The 21439-nt window shown below is 64.8% G+C and carries 21 protein-coding genes; 11 read left to right on the top strand and 10 right to left on the bottom strand.

Annotated features, from left to right (window positions below; translation table 11 throughout):
• Positions 1 to 10: 10 nt before the first annotated feature.
• Positions 11 to 1234, bottom strand: a complete 1224-nt coding sequence (gene dapC, locus DFR45_RS02680; RefSeq protein ID WP_114482123.1) for a succinyldiaminopimelate transaminase — start codon at positions 1232 to 1234, stop codon at positions 11 to 13.
• A 69-nt stretch (positions 1235 to 1303) separates the two neighbouring features.
• Positions 1304 to 1918, bottom strand: coding sequence for an FMN-dependent NADH-azoreductase (locus DFR45_RS02675; protein ID WP_114482122.1), 615 nt, complete (start codon positions 1916 to 1918; stop codon positions 1304 to 1306).
• A gap of 125 nt (positions 1919 to 2043) precedes the next feature.
• Between DFR45_RS02675 and DFR45_RS02670 the strand changes: the two genes are divergently transcribed.
• Together DFR45_RS02670 and DFR45_RS02665 are read left to right on the top strand one after the other, a co-directional pair.
• Positions 2044 to 2997 (top strand): LysR family transcriptional regulator, encoded by a 954-nt coding sequence (locus DFR45_RS02670; protein WP_114482213.1) that lies wholly within the window; start codon positions 2044 to 2046, stop codon positions 2995 to 2997.
• Positions 2998 to 3035: 38 nt separating this feature from the next.
• A complete protein-coding gene (locus tag DFR45_RS02665) occupies positions 3036 to 4523 on the top strand; it encodes a methyl-accepting chemotaxis protein (RefSeq protein ID WP_114482121.1) in 1488 nt (495 codons plus the stop codon).
• Positions 4524 to 4707: 184 nt separating this feature from the next.
• Here DFR45_RS02665 and DFR45_RS02660 read toward each other — a convergent pair whose 3' ends face one another.
• Positions 4708 to 5256, bottom strand: a complete 549-nt coding sequence (locus DFR45_RS02660; protein WP_114482120.1) for a phasin family protein — start codon at positions 5254 to 5256, stop codon at positions 4708 to 4710.
• Positions 5257 to 5529: 273 nt separating this feature from the next.
• Here DFR45_RS02660 and DFR45_RS02655 point away from each other — a divergent pair, with 273 nt between their 5' ends.
• The 3 genes from DFR45_RS02655 (at position 5530) to DFR45_RS02645 (ending at position 8714) form a co-directional block, all read left to right on the top strand.
• Positions 5530 to 5994, top strand: a complete 465-nt coding sequence (locus tag DFR45_RS02655; RefSeq protein ID WP_114482119.1) for an acyl-CoA thioesterase — start codon at positions 5530 to 5532, stop codon at positions 5992 to 5994.
• A 276-nt stretch (positions 5995 to 6270) separates the two neighbouring features.
• Complete coding sequence (locus DFR45_RS02650) at positions 6271 to 7713, top strand: sodium:proton antiporter (protein ID WP_114482118.1); 1443 nt, start codon at positions 6271 to 6273, stop codon at positions 7711 to 7713.
• A 5-nt stretch (positions 7714 to 7718) separates the two neighbouring features.
• Positions 7719 to 8714: a 2-hydroxyacid dehydrogenase gene (locus DFR45_RS02645; RefSeq protein ID WP_114482117.1), complete on the top strand. Its 996-nt coding sequence runs from the start codon at positions 7719 to 7721 to the stop codon at positions 8712 to 8714.
• A gap of 42 nt (positions 8715 to 8756) precedes the next feature.
• Here DFR45_RS02645 and DFR45_RS02640 read toward each other — a convergent pair whose 3' ends face one another.
• The 3 genes from DFR45_RS02640 to gloB are packed head-to-tail and all read right to left on the bottom strand — an operon-like array spanning position 8757 to position 12160.
• Positions 8757 to 9629 (bottom strand): LOG family protein, encoded by an 873-nt coding sequence (locus DFR45_RS02640; protein ID WP_114482116.1) that lies wholly within the window; start codon positions 9627 to 9629, stop codon positions 8757 to 8759.
• Positions 9630 to 9656: 27 nt separating this feature from the next.
• A complete protein-coding gene (locus tag DFR45_RS02635; RefSeq protein ID WP_114482115.1) occupies positions 9657 to 11219 on the bottom strand; it encodes a transglycosylase SLT domain-containing protein in 1563 nt (520 codons plus the stop codon).
• Positions 11216 to 12160: a hydroxyacylglutathione hydrolase gene (gloB, locus tag DFR45_RS02630; RefSeq protein ID WP_114482114.1), complete on the bottom strand. Its 945-nt coding sequence runs from the start codon at positions 12158 to 12160 to the stop codon at positions 11216 to 11218. Before gloB ends, DFR45_RS02635 begins: the two co-directional genes overlap by 4 nt.
• Before the next feature lie 75 nt (positions 12161 to 12235).
• Between gloB and DFR45_RS02625 the strand changes: the two genes are divergently transcribed.
• The gene (locus DFR45_RS02625; RefSeq protein WP_114482113.1) at positions 12236 to 13081 is read left to right on the top strand and encodes a class I SAM-dependent methyltransferase; all 846 of its coding nucleotides are present in this window, start codon (positions 12236 to 12238) and stop codon (positions 13079 to 13081) included.
• Positions 13078 to 13536, top strand: coding sequence for a ribonuclease HI (rnhA, locus tag DFR45_RS02620; RefSeq protein ID WP_114482112.1), 459 nt, complete (start codon positions 13078 to 13080; stop codon positions 13534 to 13536). The genes DFR45_RS02625 and rnhA overlap by 4 nt, the downstream gene beginning before the upstream one ends.
• 7 nt (positions 13537 to 13543) lie before the next feature.
• On the opposite strand, the gene DFR45_RS02615 is transcribed toward rnhA, so the two are convergent.
• Together DFR45_RS02615 and DFR45_RS02610 are read right to left on the bottom strand one after the other, a co-directional pair.
• Positions 13544 to 14848: an EAL and HDOD domain-containing protein gene (locus tag DFR45_RS02615; protein ID WP_114482111.1), complete on the bottom strand. Its 1305-nt coding sequence runs from the start codon at positions 14846 to 14848 to the stop codon at positions 13544 to 13546.
• A gap of 76 nt (positions 14849 to 14924) precedes the next feature.
• On the bottom strand, positions 14925 to 16181 hold the full coding sequence (locus tag DFR45_RS02610) for an EAL and HDOD domain-containing protein (RefSeq protein ID WP_114482110.1): 1257 nt from the start codon (positions 16179 to 16181) through the stop codon (positions 14925 to 14927).
• 433 nt (positions 16182 to 16614) lie between these two features.
• Here DFR45_RS02610 and DFR45_RS02605 point away from each other — a divergent pair, with 433 nt between their 5' ends.
• Together DFR45_RS02605 and hslO are read left to right on the top strand one after the other, a co-directional pair.
• A complete protein-coding gene (locus DFR45_RS02605) occupies positions 16615 to 17139 on the top strand; it encodes a gamma carbonic anhydrase family protein (protein WP_114482109.1) in 525 nt (174 codons plus the stop codon).
• A 147-nt stretch (positions 17140 to 17286) separates the two neighbouring features.
• The gene (gene hslO / locus DFR45_RS02600; RefSeq protein WP_114482212.1) at positions 17287 to 18294 is read left to right on the top strand and encodes an Hsp33 family molecular chaperone HslO; all 1008 of its coding nucleotides are present in this window, start codon (positions 17287 to 17289) and stop codon (positions 18292 to 18294) included.
• 94 nt (positions 18295 to 18388) lie between these two features.
• Here hslO and DFR45_RS02595 read toward each other — a convergent pair whose 3' ends face one another.
• The gene (locus DFR45_RS02595) at positions 18389 to 19303 is read right to left on the bottom strand and encodes an SDR family NAD(P)-dependent oxidoreductase (protein WP_114482108.1); all 915 of its coding nucleotides are present in this window, start codon (positions 19301 to 19303) and stop codon (positions 18389 to 18391) included.
• Positions 19304 to 19494: 191 nt separating this feature from the next.
• Here DFR45_RS02595 and DFR45_RS02590 point away from each other — a divergent pair, with 191 nt between their 5' ends.
• Together DFR45_RS02590 and DFR45_RS02585 are read left to right on the top strand one after the other, a co-directional pair.
• The gene (locus DFR45_RS02590; protein WP_114482107.1) at positions 19495 to 20661 is read left to right on the top strand and encodes a thiolase domain-containing protein; all 1167 of its coding nucleotides are present in this window, start codon (positions 19495 to 19497) and stop codon (positions 20659 to 20661) included.
• A 4-nt stretch (positions 20662 to 20665) separates the two neighbouring features.
• Positions 20666 to 21064 carry a Zn-ribbon domain-containing OB-fold protein gene (locus DFR45_RS02585; protein ID WP_114482106.1) on the top strand — a complete coding sequence of 133 codons (399 nt, stop codon included), beginning with the start codon at positions 20666 to 20668 and terminating at the stop codon, positions 21062 to 21064.
• A 69-nt stretch (positions 21065 to 21133) separates the two neighbouring features.
• On the opposite strand, the gene DFR45_RS02580 is transcribed toward DFR45_RS02585, so the two are convergent.
• The gene (locus DFR45_RS02580) at positions 21134 to 21412 is read right to left on the bottom strand and encodes a septum formation initiator family protein (protein WP_114482105.1); all 279 of its coding nucleotides are present in this window, start codon (positions 21410 to 21412) and stop codon (positions 21134 to 21136) included.
• Between the last annotated feature and the right edge of the window lie 27 nt (positions 21413 to 21439).

The following is a 21439-nucleotide window of genomic DNA, read 5'->3' as shown; positions in this document are numbered from 1 at the left end:
AGCGGAAGGCTCAGGTGGAATGGGATTGGATGAATTGCACGATGCGCTGGGCGGCCTCTAGGCATTCGCTGGTCTCGGCCACGAGGGCCATGCGCACGCGCTGCGCGCCGGGGTTGCTGCCGGCCACTTCTCGCGCCAGGTAGCTGCCGGGCAGCACCGTCACATTGTATTGAGCCAGCAGCTCGCGCGCGAAGGCCGTGTCGCTGAGGCCGAGCGCCGCGGGCACGCCGGCCCACAGGTAAAAGCCCGCGTCTGGCAGGCGCACGTCCATCACCTGCGCGAGCAGCGGCGTCACTTCGGCAAACTTTTGCCGGTACAGCGCGCGGTTTTCTGCCACGTGCTGCTCGTCGCTCCAGGCGGCAATGCTCGCGGCTTGCACCGCGGGCCCCATGGCCCCGCCGTGGTAGGTGCGGTAGAGCAAAAAGGCGCGGATCAGCTCGGCGTCGCCCGCGACGAAGCCGCTGCGCAGGCCCGGCACGTTGCTGCGCTTGGACAGGCTCGTGAAGGCCATGAGGTTTTTGAAGCTGCTGCGCCCCAGGCGCTCTGCGGCCTGCAGGCCCCCCAGCGGCGGCTCGCCCTGGAAGTAAATCTCGCTATAGCACTCATCCGAGGCGATCACAAAGCCGTGGCGCTCGCTCAGGGCAAAGAGCTTTTCCCATTCCGTGAGCGGCATCACGGCGCCCGTGGGGTTGCCCGGCGAGCACACATAGACGAGCTGCGTGCGCCGCCATACGCTTTCGGGCACGCTGTCCCAATCGACGGCAAAGTTGCGCTCGGGCAGGCTCGGCACGTAGTGCGGCGTCGCGCCCGCGAGCAGGGCCGCGCCTTCGTAGATTTGGTAAAACGGGTTCGGGCAGACCACGATGGGCGCGTCTTCGGGCAAGCCTTTGCTCTTGGATGCGTCGATCACCGTCTGCGCGAACGCAAACAACGCCTCGCGCGAGCCGTTCACGGGCAGCACCTGCGTGGCCGGGTCGAGCTGCAGGCCATAGCGGCGCGCGAGCCAGTCGGTGAACGCAGCGCGCAGGCGCGGCTCGCCGGCCGTGGCGGGGTAGCTCGCCAGGCCGTCCGTGTGTGCGCACAAGGCGTCTTTGATGAACTGCGGGGTGGCGTGGCGCGGTTCGCCTATGCCCAGGCTGATCGGGCGATAGTTGGGCGCGGGCGTGACATCCGCAAAGAGTTGCTTGAGCCGCTCGAAAGGGTAGGGCTGCAGGCGCGAGAGCAGGGGATTCATGGGCGCGGATTATCGCGCGCTGCATGCGGCCCGATCACGCCCAGCGCCCTCTGCTCTGTTTGCCTGCTCTCAGGCTGCGGTGTGCGTGCGGATCGCCTGTTCGGCTGCGGCCAGCGCCTGCGCGCGGGCCTCGTCACCCATGGCCACGCCTTCGGCGCGCACGATGCGGATGTCGGTGATGCCAAAAAAACCCAGCACGGTCTGCAGGTAGCTTTCCTGGTGATCCATGGCGCGGCCCGTGTCGCTGGTCGAATACACGCCGCCGCGGCTCGAGGCGATGAGCACCGTCTTGCCCTTGGCCAGCCCTTCAGGGCCGTTGGCTGTGTAGTGGAAGGTGTAGCCCGGCTGCGCGAGGCGGTCTATCCAGGCCTTGAGCTGGGTAGGAATGGTGAAGTTGTACATGGGTGCGCCGAGCACGACCACGTCGGCCGCGAGAAACTGGCGCACCAGGCGCTCGGTGATGGCGTTTTCGCGCTTTTGCGCTTCGCTCAGGCCCTCGCTCTGGCCCAGGCGCAGCGACATCGCGTCCATGGTGAAGTCGCCCGGAGGCTGCGCCACCAGGTCCAGGTATTCGACCTCGGTGCCAGGGTGGCTGGCCTGCCAGGCCGCGACGATTTTTGCGCTGAGCTGGCGCGAGACAGAGGCAGCGCCGGTGATGGCGGAATCGACGTGAAGCAATCGCATGGTGTTCTCCTGAAGTGAAAAAGCAAAAATGGCTGGTGAATATTGTGGGATTCGCTCTGGAAATCGACAAGACCGCAGAAATGCACGGTATCGTTCCATTTTTGGAACGATGAGCCATGCCACAACTGCCAGACCTCAACGACATGCGCTACTTTGCCGAAGTGGTGGAGCGTGGCAGTTTTGCCGCGGCCGCGCGGGCGCTCGGAATGCCCACGTCCAGCCTGTCACGCCGCGTGGCTGCGCTCGAAGCCGCGCTCGGTGTGCGCCTGTTGCAGCGCAGCACGCGGCGGCTTGCGCTCACCGAGGTGGGCGCAGCCTACCTGCGCCATTGCCAGGACTTGCGCGCTGCGGCGCAGGCGGCGGCGGACACCGTGGCCCAGGTACAAACCGCGCCGCGCGGCACCGTGCGCGTGAGCTGTCCGGTGACGCTCGCGCAGACCGTCCTGGGCGAGCTCATGCCCGATTTTCTGGCGCGCTACCCCGAGGTGCGTGTGGAGATGCAGGTCAGCAACCGCGTGGTCAACCTGATCGAAGAGGGCTTGGACGTGGCGCTGCGCGTGCGTCCCACGCTCGACGACAGCGGCAGCATGGTCGTCAAGCGGCTCGACGATGCGCACCAGATCCTCGTCGCGAGCCCGGCCCTGCTCGCGCGCCAGGGCACGCCCCAGACGCTCGAAGCGCTCGCGCAGCTCGACAGCATCGCCATGTCGGCTGTCGATGGGCGCTGCACGCTGCGCCTGCTCGGGCCGGGCGGGCGCGAACACAGCCTGCAGTATGCGCCGCGCTATGTGGTCGATGACCTGCTCACGCTCAAGCTCGCCGCGCTCGCGGGTGTGGGCATGTGCTGGCTGCCCGACTATCTGTGCGCCGACGAAGTGCGCGCCGGCCGTCTTGTGCACCTGCTGCCCGAGTGGGCGCCGCCGCCGGGCATCGTGCACGCCGTCTTCCCGTCACGCCGCGGCTTGCTGCCCGCGGTGCGCTGTTTTCTGGACTTTCTGGGCGAGACCCTGCCGGGGCGCAGCCGGATGAAGCGCGACAGCGGAGTTTTGCCGAACCCCATGTCGTGTAAGTTTGTGTAAGTTTCGGCTGACATGCTTGCGCCAGATCAGGAGACGTCATGCCAGGATATTTTTTGTTTGCTCCGGGGCTGAGGCTCATGCGCCGTCTGCATTTGCCGGGGAAATTGCTTGTATCGGGCGGGGCTTGGCTCGCGGGTATGGCACTTGCCATGCTGGGCCTGGGCTGGTGGGGCCTGCTTGCCGGGGCTGTGCTGGGGCTGTATTGGTTTGTGGCTTTGTACCTGAGTCTTGCGCGCGATCTCGCCGCGCTGGCGCGTGCCTTGGAGCGCGCAATGCAGGGGGATTTGGCGGTGCGTGCGGATACCGGTGGGCGGGATGAAGCAGGCGCGTTGGCGCAGCTGCTGGAGCGCATGGTGCGTACGCTTTCTGCCATGGTGGCCGACATCCGCAGCAATGCCGCGCTCGTGAGCCAGGGTGGCCAGAGTCTGGCCCAGGGCAACCGTGCGCTGGCCGAGCGCACCGAAGAGCAGGCAAGCAGCCTCGAAGAAACGGCCAGCAGCGTGCAGCAGCTGGCGTCCGCGGTGCAGAACAATGCGCAAATCACGCAGGATGCCGATCGGCGCGCGGCCCAGGTGCGCCAGGCGGCCGACGAGGGGGCCCAGGCCATGGCGCAAGCGGTCGAATCGGTGCAGGCGATCCAGCACGGCGCACGCCGCATGGCCGAGATCATTGGGGTGATCGACGGCATTGCGTTTCAAACCAATATCCTGGCGCTCAACGCCGCCATCGAGGCGGCCAGAGCAGGCGCGCAGGGACGTGGTTTTGCCGTGGTGGCGACCGAGGTGCGCACGCTCGCACAACGTTCGAGCGATGCCGCTCGCGAGATTCGCGCCCTCATCCAGGAGTCGGTGCGGCAGGTGGAGGCGAGTTCCGGCCTCATCCGCAAGACGGGCACGGGCATCGCCGCCATGGCGGAGGGCATGCATCGCGTGGCTGCCAGCATGAGCGAAATTTCTCATTCGAGCGCCGAGCAAAGTTCCGGCCTGCATGAAGTCAATCTGGCCGTGCAGCAACTCGATCAAATCACGCAAGACAATGCGCAAATGGCGCAGCACGCCGTTGCGCAGGCACAGGCGCTGCAAAGTCGGGCAGCGGCTTTGTTGCAGGCAGTGTCCACGTTTCGCCTGCAGCAAGGCACGGCCGATGAAGCCATGGCATTGGTGCACAAAGCCGTGGCGCTCGCCAAAAGCAGTACGCGCGAGGCATTTTTGCGTCGCATCACCGACCCCGGTGAGCCTTACCACGACCGCGACATGTATGTGTTCGTGCTCGATGCCTCCGGCGCCTACCTCGCCTTTGGTGGCAATCCGGCCAAAGTGGGCACGAGGGTGCAAGACATTCCCGGTGTGGACGGGGAGCGCTTGCTGCACGACATCATTGCGCAGGCAGATCGAGGGCCAGGGTGGGTGGAGTACGACATTACCAACCCATTGACCGGGGCAGTGCAGACCAAGATGTCGTTCGTCACGCGCATCGGCGACCTGTACCTGGGCTGCGGCGTATACAAAACCCTGGCGCAACGCTGAGGGGCCGCCGCGAGCCCGGATGGCAAAAAGCCAAAAAAGAGCCCGGCACGGGGCCGGGCTGTAAAGGATCCCTGAAACGGGGTTTCGAGAGGATCCAAGGAGACAACTGTTGGAGCCTTCTTGAAATCGGGGCTATGGGCGCGGATTCAAGAGGCTACGTTGGGCTGCTGGATCGATGCTTGGCTCAACGCTTGCGCGGAGCCGCCGATTTGGCGGCGTCGGCGGCCGTCTCGGCCACGGCGCTGATGTTGGCTTGGGCCATGTCAGTGGCTTGCTTGACGGCTTTTTGCATCGATTCGAAGGCGTTGGTTGCGGCAGACACGGCGCTCTTCATCACGGCCACGGCGGTTTCGGAGCCGGCAGGGGCGTTCTTGGCGGTGCTGTCGATCAGATTGGTGAAGGCCTTTTGCGCATCTGCAACCTGGGCTTCGAGCGTCTTGGTGAATTCTGCGCTCGTGGCCGAGGCGATTTCATACATCTGGCGGTTGTAGCTGGCGATTTTTTCGGCCAGCGGCTGGAGCATGCTGGTTTGCAGCGAGAGCAGCTCCTGCGGATCCTTGGCACTCAGCATCGACTGCATTTGCGTGCCCACATCGGTCAAGGCAGCGCGCGAGGTGGACAGGTTGAGTTCCACCATTTTTTCCATGCCATCAAAGGCTTTGTTGGCCAAGCCGAAGAAGGTTTCCATGTTGGCTTTGTGGGTGGCCATGACTTGTTCAGGGGTCAGCGACATTTGATATCTCCTAAAAAATCCAGTCTTTACGACCAGGGTTGAGAAACTCTGCCCTGGCCTGACCGAAAGTCATGTTGCAGTGCAGCATGGGGCGAATTTTAGGGGCTTACTGGCGGATTGCAAGAGAAATTTGTTGCAGTGCAGCATTTTTTTGCGTTTTAGAAATGGTTTTCTAAAAATCTGCACCGACGGATCCGATCCGCTCCACTCTCGTGCCCCACAAAGGGGGGCCTGCGCGTGCAGTCGTTGCGCTTTTTGGCAGAATCGCCCGCCATGAGCGAATCCCCCATGCCTGCGGCCGCGCTGCGGCCTGTACCCGAGCCACGCTGCGCCTACCGTGTTTTTCGCGCCATTGGTACGCGTTGGATGGACAACGACGTTTATGGTCATGTGAACAACGTCGTTTATTACAGCTGGTTTGATACTGCCGTGAACGCTTATTTGATCGAGCAGGGCGTGCTCGACATCGAGCGCAGCGCGACCATAGGCTTGGTGGTCGAGACGCAGTGCAACTATTTCGCGCCGCTGGCCTTTCCGCAGACCGTCGAAGCTGGGCTGCGCGTGGCGCGGCTCGGTGGGTCGAGCGTGCGCTACGAGGTCGGGCTGTTTGCCGAAGGCGCGCCGCAAACGGCGGCGGCCGGGCATTTCGTGCACGTCTATGTGGACCGCACGACGCGCCGCCCCGTGCCCTTGCCTGAGCCTTTGCGTGCGGCGCTGCAGCCATTGCTGCGCACGTGATTGCTATATAAGAAATAGCATCTAGTGCAGTGTTCGACGCTATCTGCGACATAAAACCGCGTCTTTTCGGCCTGGGCCGCGTTGCAAATCCTCGCGATACCACCCGGTATCGCTGCGGTTTGCGCCTTGCCCAGACCAAAAATCCATCGGTTTTATTGGTCGCATCAAGCATCAAACACTGCACTAGCGCTTGCTACATAAGCGCAAAAGGCATTTTTTAATATGAATTGATGCTGGCCAAATGGCAGCGCCGCCGACCATGAACGAGGAGACAAGATGAACCAACGCCGTGGGTGGAGGTGGCCGGCCCGTGCTGTCTATGGCGCCGTTCTGGGAGGTGTTTTGGGCGTCGCGCCGGCCCTCGCATGCGCGGGCGAGCTCCAGGGGGCGAGCCTCTCGCCGCTGTGGGGCCTGCCGTTTGCAGGGATGCTGCTGTCGATCGCACTGCTGCCTTTGCTGGCGCCGCTGTTCTGGCACCACCACTATGGCAAGGTGGCGGCGGGCTGGGCGCTCGCGTTTTTGCTGCCCTGCGCGGCGGTGTTCGGCCCGGGCGCTGCGACGGCGGCTTTTGCGCATGCGCTGCTGGCCGAATACCTGCCGTTCGTGCTCCTGCTCACGGCCTTGTTCACCGTGGCGGGCGGGATTTATCTGCGTGGCAACCTGCACGGCAGCCCGGCGTTGAACACGGCGCTGCTTGGCACGGGCGCGCTGCTCGCGAGCTGTATGGGCACGACGGGCGCGTCCATGCTACTGATCCGCCCTTTGATCCGCGCCAATGACAACCGGCGCCATGTTGCGCACGTGGTGGTGTTCTTCATCTTCATCGTCTCGAATGCCGGTGGTGCGCTCACGCCGCTCGGCGATCCGCCGCTGTTTCTGGGTTTTCTGCAAGGCGTGGATTTTTTCTGGACATTGCGCCACGTCTGGGACAAGGCGCTGTTTCTGGTCGGCGCGCTGCTGCTGATTTTTTATGCGCTCGACAGCTGGTTCTACCACCGCCGCGAGGAGCTGCAACCCACCGACCCCACGCCCGACACGCACGCTCTGGCGCTGGAGGGCAAGGTCAACCTGGCGCTGCTTGCGGCCATCGTGGGGCTGGTGCTGCTTTCGGGTATCTGGAAGTCGCCCGTGGTGTTCGAGCTCGCAGGCGTGCCGCTCGGACTGCCGGGCCTGGTGCGCGACGGGGGGCTGGTGCTGGTCACGCTGCTGTCGCTGCGCGCCACGCCCGCGCAGGTGCACGCGGACAACCAGTTCGGCTGGGCGCCCATGCAGGAGGTGGCCAAGCTGTTTGCGGGCATTTTCCTGACCATCACGCCGGTGATCGCCATGCTCCAGGCGGGCACGCAGGGGCCTTTTGCGGCCATCGTGGGCGCCGTCACGCGCGCCGACGGCACGCCCGATCCGGCCATGTATTTCTGGGCCAGCGGGGCGCTGAGCTCGTTTCTCGACAACGCGCCGACCTACCTCGTTTTTTTCCACACCGCAGGCGGCGACGCGGCGACGCTCATGGGGCCGCTCGCGCCTACGCTCGCGGCGATTTCGGCCGGTGCGGTGTTCATGGGCGCCAATTCGTATATCGGCAACGCACCGAACCTGATGGTCAAGGCCATCGCCGAAGACCGCGGGGTTGCGATGCCGGGGTTTTTCGGCTACATGCTCTGGTCGGGCGGCATCTTGCTGCCCTTGTTTCTGCTCATGACCTGGATCTGCTTCCTATGACTGCAATGCAAAAACCGCGCATCCTCGTGGCGCGCGCGATCTTTCCCGAAGTGATCGAGCGCCTCGCGCAGCACTTCGAGGTCGAGGCGAACGTCCATGACGACATTTGGTCGCCCGCCGAATTCGCGGCGCACCTGCGCGACAAGGACGGCGCGCTCACCACAGGCAGCGAGCGCATCGACGCTGCGCTGCTCGCGGCCTGCCCGCGCCTGCGCATCGTCGCGAACATGGCCGTGGGCTACAACAACTTCGACCTCGCGGCCATGGACGCGGGGGGCGTGCAGGGCACGAACGCGCCCGGCGTGCTCACCGAAACGACGGCCGATTTCGGCTTTGCGCTGCTGCTGGCGACGGCGCGGCGCGTGACCGAGGGCGAGCGCTATTTGCGCGCGGGCCAGTGGCGGCGCTGGTCTTACGACTTGCTCGCGGGCGCCGAGGTGCACGGCAGCACGCTGGGCATCATCGGCATGGGACGCATAGGCCAGGCCATTGCCCGGGGCGGCGCGTACGGCTTTGGCATGCGCGTGATCTACCACAACCGCTCGCGCCTCGCGCCCGAGGTCGAGGCCGAATGCAAGGCGAATTACGTGGGCAAGGAGGAGCTCTTGCGCACGGCCGACCACGTGGTGCTGGTGCTGCCCTACTCGCCCGAGTCGCACCACACCATAGGCGCGCCCGAACTCGCGCTGATGAAGCCCACGGCGACGCTCGTGAACATCGCGCGCGGCGGCATCGTCGATGACGCGGCGCTGGCCGAGGCGCTGCGCACGCGGCGCATCGCCGCCGCCGGCCTGGACGTGTTCGAAGGCGAGCCGCAGGTGCATCCGGGCCTGCTCGAGGTGCCCAACGTGGTGCTGACGCCGCACATCGCCAGCGCCACGCTGCCCACGCGCCTGGCGATGGCGCAGCTCGCGGCGGACAACCTGATTGCGTTCTTTGCCGGGCGCGGGCCGCTCACGCCGGTGAACCAGCCGCGCCCGCGCAGCGACACCAACGGTTAGGCATAAAATTGCCTAAAACGCTGATGAATACTGCGTAAGCAGCTACTCTTTCGAGAGCTCATAAAAGTCGCGCACGAGCTCCCAGGCCTGTTGCGGATCGTCGCTGTAGTGAAACAGTGCGAGGTCTTCGGCCGTCACCATGCCTTCTTCGACCAGCACGTCGAAGTCGATCAGGCGCTTCCAGTAGTCGCTGCCGAACAGGATGATGGGGACGGGCTTGGCTTTTTTGGTCTGCACCAAGGTCAGCACTTCGAAGAGCTCGTCGAGCGTGCCAAAGCCGCCGGGAAAGGCGAGCAGGGCCTTGGCGCGCATCATGAAGTGCATCTTGCGCAGCGCGAAATAGTGGAACTTGAAGCTCAGCGAGGGCGTGATGAAAGGGTTGGGGTGCTGTTCGTGCGGCAGCGAAATATTGAGGCCGACGTTGAGCGCGCCGGTTTCGTGTGCACCTCGGTTCGCAGCTTCCATGATGCCGGGGCCACCACCCGTGCAGATGTAGATGCGCTCGGACGGGCGCTGGCGCTCGCTGTATTGCGCCACGAGGGTGGCGAAGCGGCGCGCGGCTTCATAGTAGCGCGCATTGCGTACGGCGCGCTGGGCCTGGGCGATGCGGGTGGCGTCGCCCGCGGCCTGCGCTGCGGCGAGTTGCTGCGCTGCTGCTTCGGGGTCAAGGATGCGCGCGCTGCCGTAGACGACGATGGTGTTTTCTATGCCCTGCTCGCTCTGGCCGAGGTCGGGCTTGAGCAGCTCGAGCTGGAAGCGGATGCCGCGGGTTTCGCGGCGAAAGAGGAATTCGGGATCGGCAAAAGCCAGGCGATTGGCATCGGGATGCAGCGGGTTGCCATTGTGTGCCTGGACGTAGAGTTCGGCCCAGGCGTCGGCAAGGCGCCGCTCGTTGAGTTGGGTGGTGGCGTCCATGAGGTCAGCAAAGAGGTGGGTGGGGCGTCAGCGGCGTGCAGCCTTGGCCGTTATGCGCGGCTTGGCAGAGGTCGCGGGTCTGGCGCTGCGTTTTGCGGTGGAGACGGATTTTTTGCGCGCAGGCTCGCCGGCGCGCGCTGCCGGTCGGTGGGTTGTGGCAGGGGTGCTGGTGCCCAGCATACGCACGGGCACGAACAGCACGACGGGCTGGCCGGCCTTGAAGGAGGCGTTGATTTTGGTGTCGTTCCACTGCGCTACCTGCGCGGCGCTCAGGCGGTAGCGTTGCGCCAGGCGCGCCACGGTGTCACCCTTGCGTGCGCCCACGACGGTGCGGCGCGTGACGATTTCGGGGGCCAGAAGCAGCTGGCCGTTGTCGGCGATTTGGCCGGGAACGTCGTCGTTGCGCGTGGCGCTGCGCGGCACGAGCAGCGCCGAGCCCGCACGGATGAGCATGCGCGGCGGGATGTTGTTGACGCTGCGCAGGTCGCTCTCGCTCATGCCCACGCGCTGCGCGGCCTCGGCCACTGTCATGGTCGCAGGCGCGGTCCAGACCGTCCAGCTCGCGTATTCGCCCTGGTCGTAGGCCTCGAGGTTGCGCTCGAACACGCGCGCGTTGTCCCACGGCAGCAGGATGCGCGGCGTGCCGGCGGCGAAGATCGTGGGGCGGTGAAACGACGGATTGAGCGCGCGAAAGTCCTCCTCGCGGATGCCCGCGAGCTTGGCGACCAGCGCCACGTCGATGTCGCGCTTGATCTCCACGGTTTGGAAATACGGGTGGTTTTCGATCGGTGCGAGCTCGGCGTGGAAGCTGTCGGGATTCGCGATGATGTTTTTGACGGCCAGCAGCTTGGGCACGTACATGCGCGTTTCGGCGGGCAGGTTCAGGTCGGTGTACTTGATGCCCAGCCCGGCTTTCTGGTTGCGCGCGATGGCGCGGGCCACGTTGCCTTCGCCCCAGTTGTACGCGGCCAGCGCCAGATGCCAGTCGCCAAACATGCCGTAGAGCTTTTGCAGGTAGTCGAGTGCGGCGCGCGTGGAGGCGAGCACGTCGCGCCGGTCGTCGCGGAAGGCGTTTTGCTTGAGGTCGAAGGTCGTGCCCGTGGCCGGCATGAACTGCCACATGCCGACAGCCTTGGCGCTCGAGACGGCTTGCGGGTTGAAGGCGCTCTCCACATAAGGCAGCAGCGCGAGTTCAGTGGGCATGCCGCGGCGCTCGAGCTCTTCGACGATGTAAAACAGGTACTTGCTCGAGCGCAGCGTCATGCGCTGCAGGTAGTCGGGGCGGGCGCTGTACCACTGGATGCGGTCCTGCACCAGGTCGTCCTGCAGATCGGGCATGGCAAAGCCGCGGCGGATGCGATCCCACAGATCGACGGGCGCCGTGAGCGAGGCGACGCCGCCGCGCGCGGCCTCGCCGGGTGTGATGGGGCGCAGCGAGCCGCTCGGGTATTGCGCTGCGTTGCCGGGCGCGGCAGTCGGGGATGATGGCGTGCCGTCGCTGCCGGCTGCAGGATCGCCCGGGGAGCCCGTCGTCGCACACCCCGCCAGCCACAGCAAGCCGGCGAGCAGGGCCCAGCGCAGCCAGCTCATTGAAAGCCGTTTTTCCATGCGCGCAGTGCGGCCAGCACGGCAACGGGGTCGGCAGGGTTCACGGCAGGGTCGTGGCGCTGCGCGGCGGCCGCCACGGCGGCTTCGCGCGTGCGCAAAAACGGGTTGATGGCGCGCTCGAGTGCGATGGTCGAGGGCAAGGTGGGCAGGCCCTGGGCGCGCAGGTCTTCGCAGCGCTGCTGGTAGTCGCGCAGGGCCTGGTTGTCGGGCTCCACGGCGCGCGCGAATTTCAGGTTCGAGAGCGTGTATTCATGCGCGCAGCACACGCGCGTGGCGTCGGGCAGCGCTGCCAGCTGGTCGAGCGAGGCGAGCATTTGCGCAGGCGTGCCCTCGAACAGCCGCCCGCAGCCGCCGGAAAACAAGGTGTCGCCGCAAAACAGCAGTGGCCCGCCTTCGGCCTCGGGCGCGAAAAACGCGATATGCCCCGCCGTGTGGCCCGGCACGTCGAGCACCGCAAAGCGCAGGCCCAGCACTTCGACGGTGTCGCCTTGCTGCAGCCGCACGAGCGGCTCGGGGACGGTTTCGCGCGCCGGGCCATAGACCTGCGCCCCGGTGGCGTCGCGCAGCGCGGCCACGCCGCCGACATGGTCGGGGTGGTGGTGCGTGACTAAAATTGCGCGCAATTGCAGCCCTAGGAGCCTGTCGGACTTTGGAATCGTCGGCTGCGAATGCGCCGCAGCGGCCCATTTTTTACCGTCTTCTTGCCCCATAGTCCCGCTATGGGGCGGCGAATCCGGCAAAAACTGGTCACGCTGGGGCGCCTTCTCGCTATCGACGCCCAAAGTCGGACAGGCTCCTAGGCGCTGGAGGGCGTCTTGAACCGGTGCGGCATCTCCAGGATCGACGACCAAGGCTTGGCCTGCCTCATCGTGGAGCAGCCAAAGGTAGTTGTCGCTAAACGCAGGTAGAGGAATGAGCTTCATGGTCCTGGAGATTATAAAAACCGCGGTGCTGCAAGTGCCCGGTGAGCGGCAAAGGGTTTTTCGGGCGGCACCTGCATGGATGCGTTAAGTTCTTTCGACCCGGCTTGGTTCGACAGCCCTGCCGGTCGCTACCTGCTGGCTTGGGAGCAGGCACGCTTCGATGCCGCGGTGGCCGACGTGTTTGGCTACCACAGCCTGCAGCTGGGCCTGCCGCAGCTCGACGGGCTGCGTTGCAACCGCATGCCGCACCGCTGGCTGGCGCTGGGGCAGGAGGGCGTGGCTGCGCTGGCGGCGCATTCCCTGTCCGGTGTGCGCCCGGCGCTGCTCGCCGATCCCGCGGCCTTGCCTTTTGCCGCGCAAAGTCTGGATTTGGTGCTGCTGCCGCACACGCTGGAGCGCAGCATCGACCCACACACCACGCTGCGCGAGGTCGAGCGCGTGCTCGTGCCCGAGGGCCGCGTGATCATCAGCGGCCTGCATACGCTGAGCCTGTGGGGCCTGCGCCAGATGCGCTCGTGCTGGTGGGAGCGCATGGGCTGGGGCGGGCGCTTCGTGCCCGGCGTGGCGGAATTCATCGCCTACCGGCGCCTGCGCGACTGGCTGCGGCTGCTGAGTTTCGAGGTCGAATCGGCGCAATTCGGCTGCTACCGGCCAGCCGTGCGCGGCAGCCAGTGGCTCGAGCGCTTGGCCTGGATGGACGCACTTGGCGCGCGCGCCTGGCCCGTCTTGGGGGCCGTGTATTTCATCGTGGCCGTGAAGCGGGTGCATGGCATGCGCTTGCTCGAACCCACGTGGCGTGCCGCGCCCCAGCGGGCCGCGGCGTCCATGCCGGTGGCGCGGCTGCGCGGGGCGGACGCGGGGCCTGGCGGCGATCGGGCGCGTGGGCTCCATGCCGCTCGTTTGGACAAGGAAAAGCATTGAACCACGTAGAGATTTATACCGATGGCGCCTGCAAGGGCAACCCGGGCCCGGGTGGCTGGGGCGTGTGGCTGCGCTCGGGCAGCCACGAAAAGGAGCTGTTCGGCGGAGAACCCGATACCACCAACAACCGCATGGAACTGCGCGCCGTGATTGAGGCGCTCGCGGCGCTCAAGCGCCCGTGCGCCGTGACGCTGCACCTGGACAGCCAGTACGTGCGCAAGGGCATCACCGAATGGCTTGCGGGCTGGAAGGCCAAAGGCTGGCGCACCGCGTCAGGGCAGCCGGTGAAGAACGTGGACTTGTGGCAGCAGCTTGACGCGCTCGTGCGCGAGCGCGGACACCGCATCGAGTGGCGCTGGATTCGCGGACATTCGGGCGATCCGGGCAACGAGCGCGCCGACGCGCTTGCAAATCAAGGCGTAGCGCAGGTGCTTGCGCGCGCCCGGGGCGGATGATTCGCTCTCACATCGCTTCTTCGCCCAGGCTCTCGGCCCAGGCCAGGGCCTGTAGATGCGCCCAATTGACTTGCCGGTTGGTGAGGTGCAATTCCTGCGCGAGCCGGGCGAAGCTCTCCTCATCGCCACTCTCGCAGGCTTTGGTGAGCGCAAGAAATGGCGCGAACACGCCCTTGTGATGCAGAAGCGCGTCGGTCACCGTGTCTGGCAAGGCTACGGATTGCAGTGCCTTTTCCAGGGGTATGCCGAGCATGACGTCGAGCAAGGAAAACACGCCTACGACAAAGGCGTTGTCGCACTCCTCTGGGGGCAACAATTCGGCGGCCAGCAATTCCATGAGCCTGCCGCGCACGACGGCCGTAGTGCCCACTGCGGGAGCCGTGCCATCGGCGCGAGAGGTGGTCAGAAGCAGCGCCGCCCAGCGAAAGAGTTTTTTCAGGCCGAGGATCATCACTGCGTGGCGAAACGAAGTCACTTCGCACGATAGGCCAAACCCAGAGGAGTTGATGAAGCGCAGCAGATTGAACGACAGGGCCGGATCGCGTTTGAGGATTTCTTCGATCTCTGCCGTGCTGGCCTGTTTGCGCACCAGGTTGATGAGCTGGATGACATTGGCTTGCGCGGGCTTGGCGATGGTGGTGGACACCAGGACGGGCTGGGCGAACCAAAATCCCTGGAACAGTGTGACCCCGAGATCGGCCATGCGCTGGAATTGCTCGGCGGTCTCGACCTTTTCTGCGACGAGTGTGGCTTGGCTGTGCGCGCGGGCGAATTGCACCAATGGGGCGGCAAGTTCTGGCTTCAAGGCCTGCATGTCTAGCTTGATGAAGCTCGCGAGGGGCAGCCAGCTGGCGTAGGGACGGCGTAGAACCTGCTGGTCGAAAGCCAGTCTGAAGCCGCGCTGGCGCAGGGCCTGCAGCGCAGCAATGCGGCCCTCGATGTTTTGTGCGCTGGCATCGACGGCGAGAGGGGGGATCTCGAGCACGACTTTGTCGGGATGAATGAGCTCCAGATGGCCACCAGCCAGACTCTCATGGGTGCAGTTGATGAAAACCGTTTTCTTGCCCACCAAGGCTTCGGTTCCGGCGTTGGAGAGCGCGTTGAACAGCAAGGCGGCGTCGCTGGCCGCCGTGTGGTGGTTCGAAGCGGTGGTGCGGTCGAATAGCTCGTAGCCATAGACGGCGCGCTGCGCGTCGACGATGGGCTGGCGTGCGATGATGGCCTGGTTCGACGCTTGCGCGTCGGGCGCAGCCCCGAAATCCGGCAGGGCGGAGGGGGCGGCAATGTCTGTGGAGTCAGCGGGGCTTGGCATGGGAAGCATAAGGTTGGCAATGCATGAGCGTCCCATTCTAGGCTTCTTGCTTCAAATTGTGTTCAAGTGTTACTGCTCAGTCGAGCTGATCGGCCCACGCGAGTGCTTGCAAGTGTGCGAGGTTGATCTGTTGGCTCGTGAGGTGCAAATTGTGCGCGGCGCGGTCGAAGGCCGAGTCGTCGCCCATTTCGCAAGCCTCAGCCAGGGTAAGCAAGTCACCCAGCGAACCTTCATGCCGCAGCAGTGCGCTGGTGACCCTGGTAGGCAGGTTCAGCAAGCGCACCGCAGAGGCCATGGGCATGCCAAGCATCACATCGAGCAAAGAGAAAATGCCTGTCACGAAGGCTTGATCGGCGTCCTCTTGCGTGAGGATTTGCTGCGCCAGCAATTCCATGAGCCGACCCCGTACCACGGCGGTGTGCGCAAGGGGAGAAGGTGTCCCACTCGCGCGCGTGGCAGTCAGCAGCAAGGCTGCCCAGCGGAACAGTTTTTTGAGACCCAACAGCAGCACGGCCTGGCGCAATGAAGTGATCTCATGGCGCAAGCCCAGGCCAGCGGAGTTGATCAGGCGCAGCAGGTTGAAGGCCAGGCTCGGGTCTTTCTTGAGCACCTCTTCAATTTCTTCGGTGCTGGCTTGTTGACGCACTTTGTTGATGAGTTCGATGATGCTGGTCTGGGCAGGAGTGAGCACGCGCGTCTCCATGAGGGTCGGGCGTGCGAACCAATAGCCCTGGAAAAGCCCGATACCCTGCTGCGAGGCCAAGTCATACTGCTGGGCGGTTTCTACTTTTTCTGCGATCAGTTGGGCCTTGGAATTGCGCGTTGCATAGCGCACGAGCACGGCGAGCTGATCTGGGGCCAGTATGGACAAGTCGAGCTTGATGTAGTCGGCCAGAGACAGCCAAGGGGCATAGGCCGACTCGAGCACCGTGTGGTTGAAGGCAAGGCGAAAGCCGCGTTCACGCAGGGCACTGAGAATGGGCAGGCGGGCATGGACTTCATCGACGGCAGTGTGGCCCAGTGGAGGGATTTCGAGCACGATTTGCTCTGGATTGAGTAGCTCGAGGTGGCCGCCCGAGAGACTTTCATGCGTGCAGTTGATGAAGATGAGCTTGTTGCCCAGCAAGTCCTCTGTGCCGGTGTGCGACAAGGTGGCAAACACCAAGATGACATCGCTTGCCGCCGTGTGCTCCCCACTCGAGCGGGCGCGGTTGAACAATTCATGACCTATCACGGCCTGCTGGGCGTTCACGATGGCCTGGCGTGCAATCATGGTGACGGCAAATGGCCCCTGGACAGACGTCACAGTAGAGGTCGCGGCTGGAGTGGACATGGACGGTTGGGGTTGGGGCAGGCCAAAAGAGGTCGAGGGATTTTAGGATTCTGGCAGGACGAAGGCTGCAGCATTGTGTAGCAACGTATTCCATCACGGCTTGCGCAAATCGGGGTGAGGCGAGGCGCTCGCCGCATGGCAGAGCGCCTCGCTGCATCCTTGGTTTGCGTTGCCCCTGTTTGCGCCAAATCAGCCAGGTTGCCGCGCGGCTTGCAGCACGCCGTGCTCCGGGTGGATTCGACTCCGTACCGCAAGGATCATTTGCTATATTAAAAGGAGCTTCTTGCGCTTGTGTATCGAGCACTGGAGCCGATTTTTGCACTGGGTTTCGCCCACGCAGAGGCTGCAGTGCACGTGCGCGCAGTTCCATCCCTACAATTGGGCACGGCCCCTGCCGGGCGGCAGGGCGGAACAGCTTCAGGGAGACGAGAGCATGGCAGTGTATGAACTCGACGGCATGGTGCCGCAGGTCGCCGATTCGGCCTGGGTGGCCGAGAGCGCGCAGGTGATCGGCCGCGTGACGCTGGGCGCGCAGGCGAGCGTGTGGTGCGGCGCGGTGCTGCGCGGCGACGCCGACAGCATCACCGTAGGTGCAGGCAGCAACATCCAGGACGCGAGCGTGCTGCATGCCGACACCGGCCAGCCGCTGGTCGTGGGCGAGCGCGTGACGGTGGGCCACATGGTCATGCTGCACGGCTGCACCATAGGCGACGAGTCGCTCATAGGCATAGGCGCCGTGGTGCTCAATGGGGCAAAAATCGGCAAGAACTGCCTCGTGGGTGCGGGTGCACTCGTGACCGAGGGCAAGGAGTTCCCCGATGGCTCGATGATCCTGGGCAGCCCCGCCAAGGTGGTGCGCCAGCTCACGCCCGAGCAGATCGAGGGGTTGCGCCAGAGTGCGCAGCACTACATCGAGAACGCGCGCCGCTTCCAGCGCAGCCTGCACAAGCTGGCGTGAGCGGCTGGCGGTCGCTTCTTTTTTTGCCCCACTGAACCTTCGAAAACGAAACACGACTTACGCAAATCGGGGTCAGGCAAGGCGCACGCCCCAATGGCAAAGCAGTTTGCTGCATCCTTGTTTGCGTAAGTCCAGCGAAAGTTGCGCGTGTCCGAATTACACAAATTTCTGTTCGAAGGCCTGCCCGTGCGCGGCATGCTCGTGCGTCTGACCGATGCCTGGCGCGACATCCTGCGGCGCCGCGCGGCCAATTCCGCCACCGGCCCCTATCCGGCGCCGGTGCGCGCCTTGCTCGGTGAAATGGCCGCGGCGGCGGTGCTGATGGAGTCGAACATCAAATTCAACGGCGCACTGGTGCTGCAGGTGTTTGGCGACGGCCCGGTCAAGCTCGCCGTGGTCGAGGTGCAGCCCGATTTGAGCCTGCGCGCCACGGCCACGGTGCGCGGCCCTGTGGCCGAGGATGCCACGCTCGCCCAGATGCTCAACGTCGCAGGCGGCGGGCGCTGTGCGATCACGCTCGACCCCAAGGACAAATCGGCCGGGCAACAAGCCTATCAAGGCATCGTGCCGCTCGAAGATGCGTCCTATCGCAGCTTTGCGAGTATGTCCGAGGTGCTGCAGCACTACATGTTGCAGTCCGAGCAACTCGACACCGTGCTGGTGCTGGCCGCCAACGACGAGCTGGCTGCCGGCCTGCTGATCCAGCGCATGCCGGTGGCGGGCGAAGGCAATCTGGCGCAACGCTTGAGCTCGGCCGAAAACGAGGAGCAGATTGGCGCCAACGAGGACTACAACCGCATTGCGCACCTGGCTGCGAGTCTCACGCGCGAGGAACTGCTCACGCTCGACGCGGACACCATCTTGCACCGCCTGTTCTGGGAAGAAAACCTGCTGCGCTTCGAGCCCTTGCAGGGCGCGCGCGGGCCGCGTTTTGCCTGCAGCTGCAGCCGTGAGCGCGTGAGCGCCATGCTGCGCAGCCTGGGGCGGGACGAGTGCGAAAGCATTCTGGCCGAGCGCGGCGAGGTCGAGGTGGGTTGTGAGTTCTGCGGCCAGCAGTACCACTTCGACGCCGTCGATGTGGCGCAGATTTTTGCAGCCTCGCCCGATGTGCCGGATGCACCTTTTGCGCCACCAGGGCCGCAGGGGCTGCAGTGAAATGTTGGACGACGACAAAAGGAGACCTGATGAACCCCCAAACAGCCATCGTGGCGGTGTCCGAGATGAAGCCCGGGCGCCAGGTCTCGCGTGTTTATTTGCTCGGCCGCTGGATTTCACCGAACACGCGGCGCATGACCTCGTTGGCCGACTCGAAGGGCTTGGCGCCGCGCATGTCGCAGATGCGCGCGTAGTGGTCGCGCACTTCTTCGGGCGTGGGCACTTGGCCGTCGCCCAGCAGCACGCCTTCGCCTTCCATGATTTGCACGCGCGCGTAGTAGCCCGCGCCCACTTCGACGATGTCCCCGGTGGCCTGGTTTTCGGGCGCGCAGAACCACGCCACCATGGATGACACGTACTCGGGTTTGAGCCGGGGCTTGACGTCGGGGGAGATCAAGTCTTCGGTCATGCGCGTGAGCGCGATCGGCGCCACGGTGTTGACGCGAATGTCGTACTTGGCGCCTTCGTGCTTGAGCGCGTTCATGAGGCCCACAATGCCCAGCTTGGCCGCCGCATAGTTGGCCTGGCCGAAGTTGCCGAACAAGCCGGCGGCCGAGGTGGTCATCACGATGCGCCCGAAGTTGGCTTCTTTCATGTGCGGCCAGGCGGCCATGGTGCAGTAGGCCGAGCCAGCCAGGTGCACGGCCACGACGGCGTCGAAATCCTCGGGCGTCATTTTCAAAATGGTGCGGTCGCGCAGGATGCCGGCGTTGTTCACGAGGATGTCTACGCGCCCCCACTGGTCGATGGCGGCTTGCACCATGCGCTTGGCGCCTTCGGGGTTTGCGACCGAATCCGCATTGGCAATCGCGGCGCCGCCTGCAGCCTCGATTTCGGCCACCACGCGCTGCGCCGGCGTGAGCGAGCCGCCGCTGCCATCGACGGCGCCGCCCAGGTCGTTGACCACGACTTTGGCGCCGCGTGAGGCGAGCAGCAGCGCATGGCTGCGGCCCAAACCCGAACCGGCGCCGGTGACGATGGCGACGCGGTTGTCGAAACGAATGCTCATAGCTGTCTCCTTGGTGCGGTTGTTGAGAAAGGGAGCCGCCTCGCGTGGGTTGCTCGATTTTGGGCTGGTTTTGCCCGGTTTTGCGAGGGCACGAATGGTGCGATACTCAAGCCATCCGAACGTTTGTTAGGATAGCAGGTTCATCGCTTAGATGTCGTTTCTTTCCTTTTCATCATTCTGATTGGTTCTCCATGAGCATCAAAAGACAAGCCTGTATCGTGGGCGCCTACGAGCACCCCACCCGCAAGGCGCCGGACAAGACCGTCGCCCAACTGCACGCCGAATCCGCGCGCGGCGCCCTCGAAGACGCGGGGCTTTCGCTGAGCGATGTCGATGGCTACTTCTGCGCCGGCGACGCGCCGGGCCTGGGCATGCTGAGCATGGTCGACTACATGGGCCTGCGCCCGCGCCACGTCGATTCGACCGAAACCGGCGGCTCCTCGTACATCGCGCATGTGGCCCATGCCACGCAGGCCATCATGGCGGGCAAGTGCAATATCGCCCTCATCACTTTGGCCGGACGGCCGCGCTCCGAGGCTTCGAGCGGCACGATACCGCGCAATTTCGGCCCGAACGTGCCCGAGTCGCCGTTCGAGGCGCCCTACGGGCCGGTCACGGTGAACCTGTACGCCATCGTTGCCCAGCGTCATATGTACGAATTCGGCACCACGGCGGAGCAACTCGCCTGGATCAAGGTGGCGGCTTCGCACCACGCGCAGCACAACCCCAACGCCATGCTGCGTGACGTGGTCACCGTCGAGGACGTGGTGAATTCGCCCATGATCGCCGACCCGCTGCACAAGCTCGACTGCTGCGTGGTCAGCGACGGTGGTGGTGCGCTGATCGTCGCGCGGCCTGAAATCGCACGTTCGCTCAAGCGTCCCATCGTCAACGTGCTGGGCGCGGGCGAGGCGCCCAAGGGGCTCAACGGCGGCAAGGTCGATCTTTCCTACTCGGCTGCGGCCTGGTCGGGCCCGCGCGCTTTTGCCGAGGCGGGCGTGACGCCGGCCGACATCCAATACGCCTCGATCTACGACAGCTTCACGATCACCGTGCTGATGCAGCTCGAAGACCTGGGTTTTTGCAAGAAAGGCGAGGGCGGCAAGTTCGTCGCCGACGGCAACCTGATCTCCGGCGTGGGCAAGCTGCCCTTCAATACCGACGGTGGCGGCCTGTGCAACAACCACCCGGCCAACCGCGGCGGCATCACCAAGGTGATCGAGGCCGTGCGCCAGCTGCGCGGCGAGGCGCACCCCGCGGTACAAGTGAAAAACTGCACGCTGGCGCTGGCGCAAGGCACCGGCGGCAGACTCGGCGCTTTGCACGGCAGCGCCACTTTGATTTTGGAAAGGGCCTGAAGCCATGACCACTGCAAGCACACGCGCCATCCCTTCGCCCGATATCTGGCCCGACAACAAGGAATTCTGGGCCGCTGCGCAGTCCGGCAAACTGCTCGTCAAACACTGCCGCAGCTGTAACCAGCCGCACTGGTATCCGCGCCCCCTGTGCCCGTTTTGTATGAGCGAGCAGACCGAGTGGCGGGAAGCCGCCGGCACCGGCACCATCTACACCTTCAGCATCAACCGCCGCGTCGGCCCCGTGCCCTACGTGATCGCCTACGTCACGCTCGACGAGGGCGTGAGCATGCTGACCAACATCGTCGATTGCGACTTCGAGGCCCTGCGCATCGGCGACCGCGTCAAGGTGGTGATGAAGCCGAGCGAAAACGGCACCATGGTGCCGATGTTCACGCCGGTGTAAGTCATCCAGAAAAAAAACGGGGCGCCGGTTTGTCTGAACCGGCGCCCCGCGTCGTTATGACGAGTGTTTTCAGCGCGGCGCGATTTGCACGTAGATTTCGTTGGGCTTGACCATGCCCAGTTCGCTGCGGGCCTTGTCTTCGACCATCTCCAGCCCCTCTTTCAGATCGTTGACCTCGGCCGCGAGCCGGTCGTTGGCCTGCTGGGCCTGGGCGTTCGCGGCTTTTTGGGCGGCGAGCTGCTGCTGTAGGCTGCGCACGTGCGCGACGCTGCCGCGTCCGAGCCAGAGCTGGGCATGCAAAGCCACCAGCAAGGCCAGCAGCACGAAGGGAACGAGGCGCCCGCCCATGGTGGCTCGATGGCAGCGGATGGCGGC

This window comes from Extensimonas vulgaris, assembly GCF_003337425.1.
Lineage (GTDB): Bacteria > Pseudomonadota > Gammaproteobacteria > Burkholderiales > Burkholderiaceae_C > Extensimonas > Extensimonas vulgaris.
Note: the sequence above shows the minus strand (reverse complement) of the source record. Positions and strands in the feature narration are given on the sequence as shown.

What these genes read in the sequence shown, in the direction of transcription:
- dapC (WP_114482123.1), bottom strand. Translation starts at nt 1,234, where the DNA reads ATGAATCCCCTGCTCTCGCGCCTGCAGCCCTACCCTTTCGAGCGGCTC.
- DFR45_RS02675 (WP_114482122.1), bottom strand. Translation starts at nt 1,918, where the DNA reads ATGCGATTGCTTCACGTCGATTCCGCCATCACCGGCGCTGCCTCTGTC.
- DFR45_RS02665 (WP_114482121.1), top strand. Translation starts at nt 3,036, where the DNA reads ATGCCAGGATATTTTTTGTTTGCTCCGGGGCTGAGGCTCATGCGCCGT.
- DFR45_RS02660 (WP_114482120.1), bottom strand. Translation starts at nt 5,256, where the DNA reads ATGTCGCTGACCCCTGAACAAGTCATGGCCACCCACAAAGCCAACATG.
- DFR45_RS02655 (WP_114482119.1), top strand. Translation starts at nt 5,530, where the DNA reads ATGAGCGAATCCCCCATGCCTGCGGCCGCGCTGCGGCCTGTACCCGAG.
- DFR45_RS02650 (WP_114482118.1), top strand. Translation starts at nt 6,271, where the DNA reads ATGAACCAACGCCGTGGGTGGAGGTGGCCGGCCCGTGCTGTCTATGGC.
- DFR45_RS02645 (WP_114482117.1), top strand. Translation starts at nt 7,719, where the DNA reads ATGCAAAAACCGCGCATCCTCGTGGCGCGCGCGATCTTTCCCGAAGTG.
- DFR45_RS02640 (WP_114482116.1), bottom strand. Translation starts at nt 9,629, where the DNA reads ATGGACGCCACCACCCAACTCAACGAGCGGCGCCTTGCCGACGCCTGG.
- DFR45_RS02635 (WP_114482115.1), bottom strand. Translation starts at nt 11,219, where the DNA reads ATGAGCTGGCTGCGCTGGGCCCTGCTCGCCGGCTTGCTGTGGCTGGCG.
- gloB (WP_114482114.1), bottom strand. Translation starts at nt 12,160, where the DNA reads ATGAAGCTCATTCCTCTACCTGCGTTTAGCGACAACTACCTTTGGCTG.
- DFR45_RS02625 (WP_114482113.1), top strand. Translation starts at nt 12,236, where the DNA reads ATGGATGCGTTAAGTTCTTTCGACCCGGCTTGGTTCGACAGCCCTGCC.
- DFR45_RS02615 (WP_114482111.1), bottom strand. Translation starts at nt 14,848, where the DNA reads ATGCCAAGCCCCGCTGACTCCACAGACATTGCCGCCCCCTCCGCCCTG.
- DFR45_RS02610 (WP_114482110.1), bottom strand. Translation starts at nt 16,181, where the DNA reads ATGTCCACTCCAGCCGCGACCTCTACTGTGACGTCTGTCCAGGGGCCA.
- DFR45_RS02605 (WP_114482109.1), top strand. Translation starts at nt 16,615, where the DNA reads ATGGCAGTGTATGAACTCGACGGCATGGTGCCGCAGGTCGCCGATTCG.
- DFR45_RS02595 (WP_114482108.1), bottom strand. Translation starts at nt 19,303, where the DNA reads ATGAGCATTCGTTTCGACAACCGCGTCGCCATCGTCACCGGCGCCGGT.
- DFR45_RS02590 (WP_114482107.1), top strand. Translation starts at nt 19,495, where the DNA reads ATGAGCATCAAAAGACAAGCCTGTATCGTGGGCGCCTACGAGCACCCC.
- DFR45_RS02585 (WP_114482106.1), top strand. Translation starts at nt 20,666, where the DNA reads ATGACCACTGCAAGCACACGCGCCATCCCTTCGCCCGATATCTGGCCC.
- DFR45_RS02580 (WP_114482105.1), bottom strand. Translation starts at nt 21,412, where the DNA reads ATGGGCGGGCGCCTCGTTCCCTTCGTGCTGCTGGCCTTGCTGGTGGCT.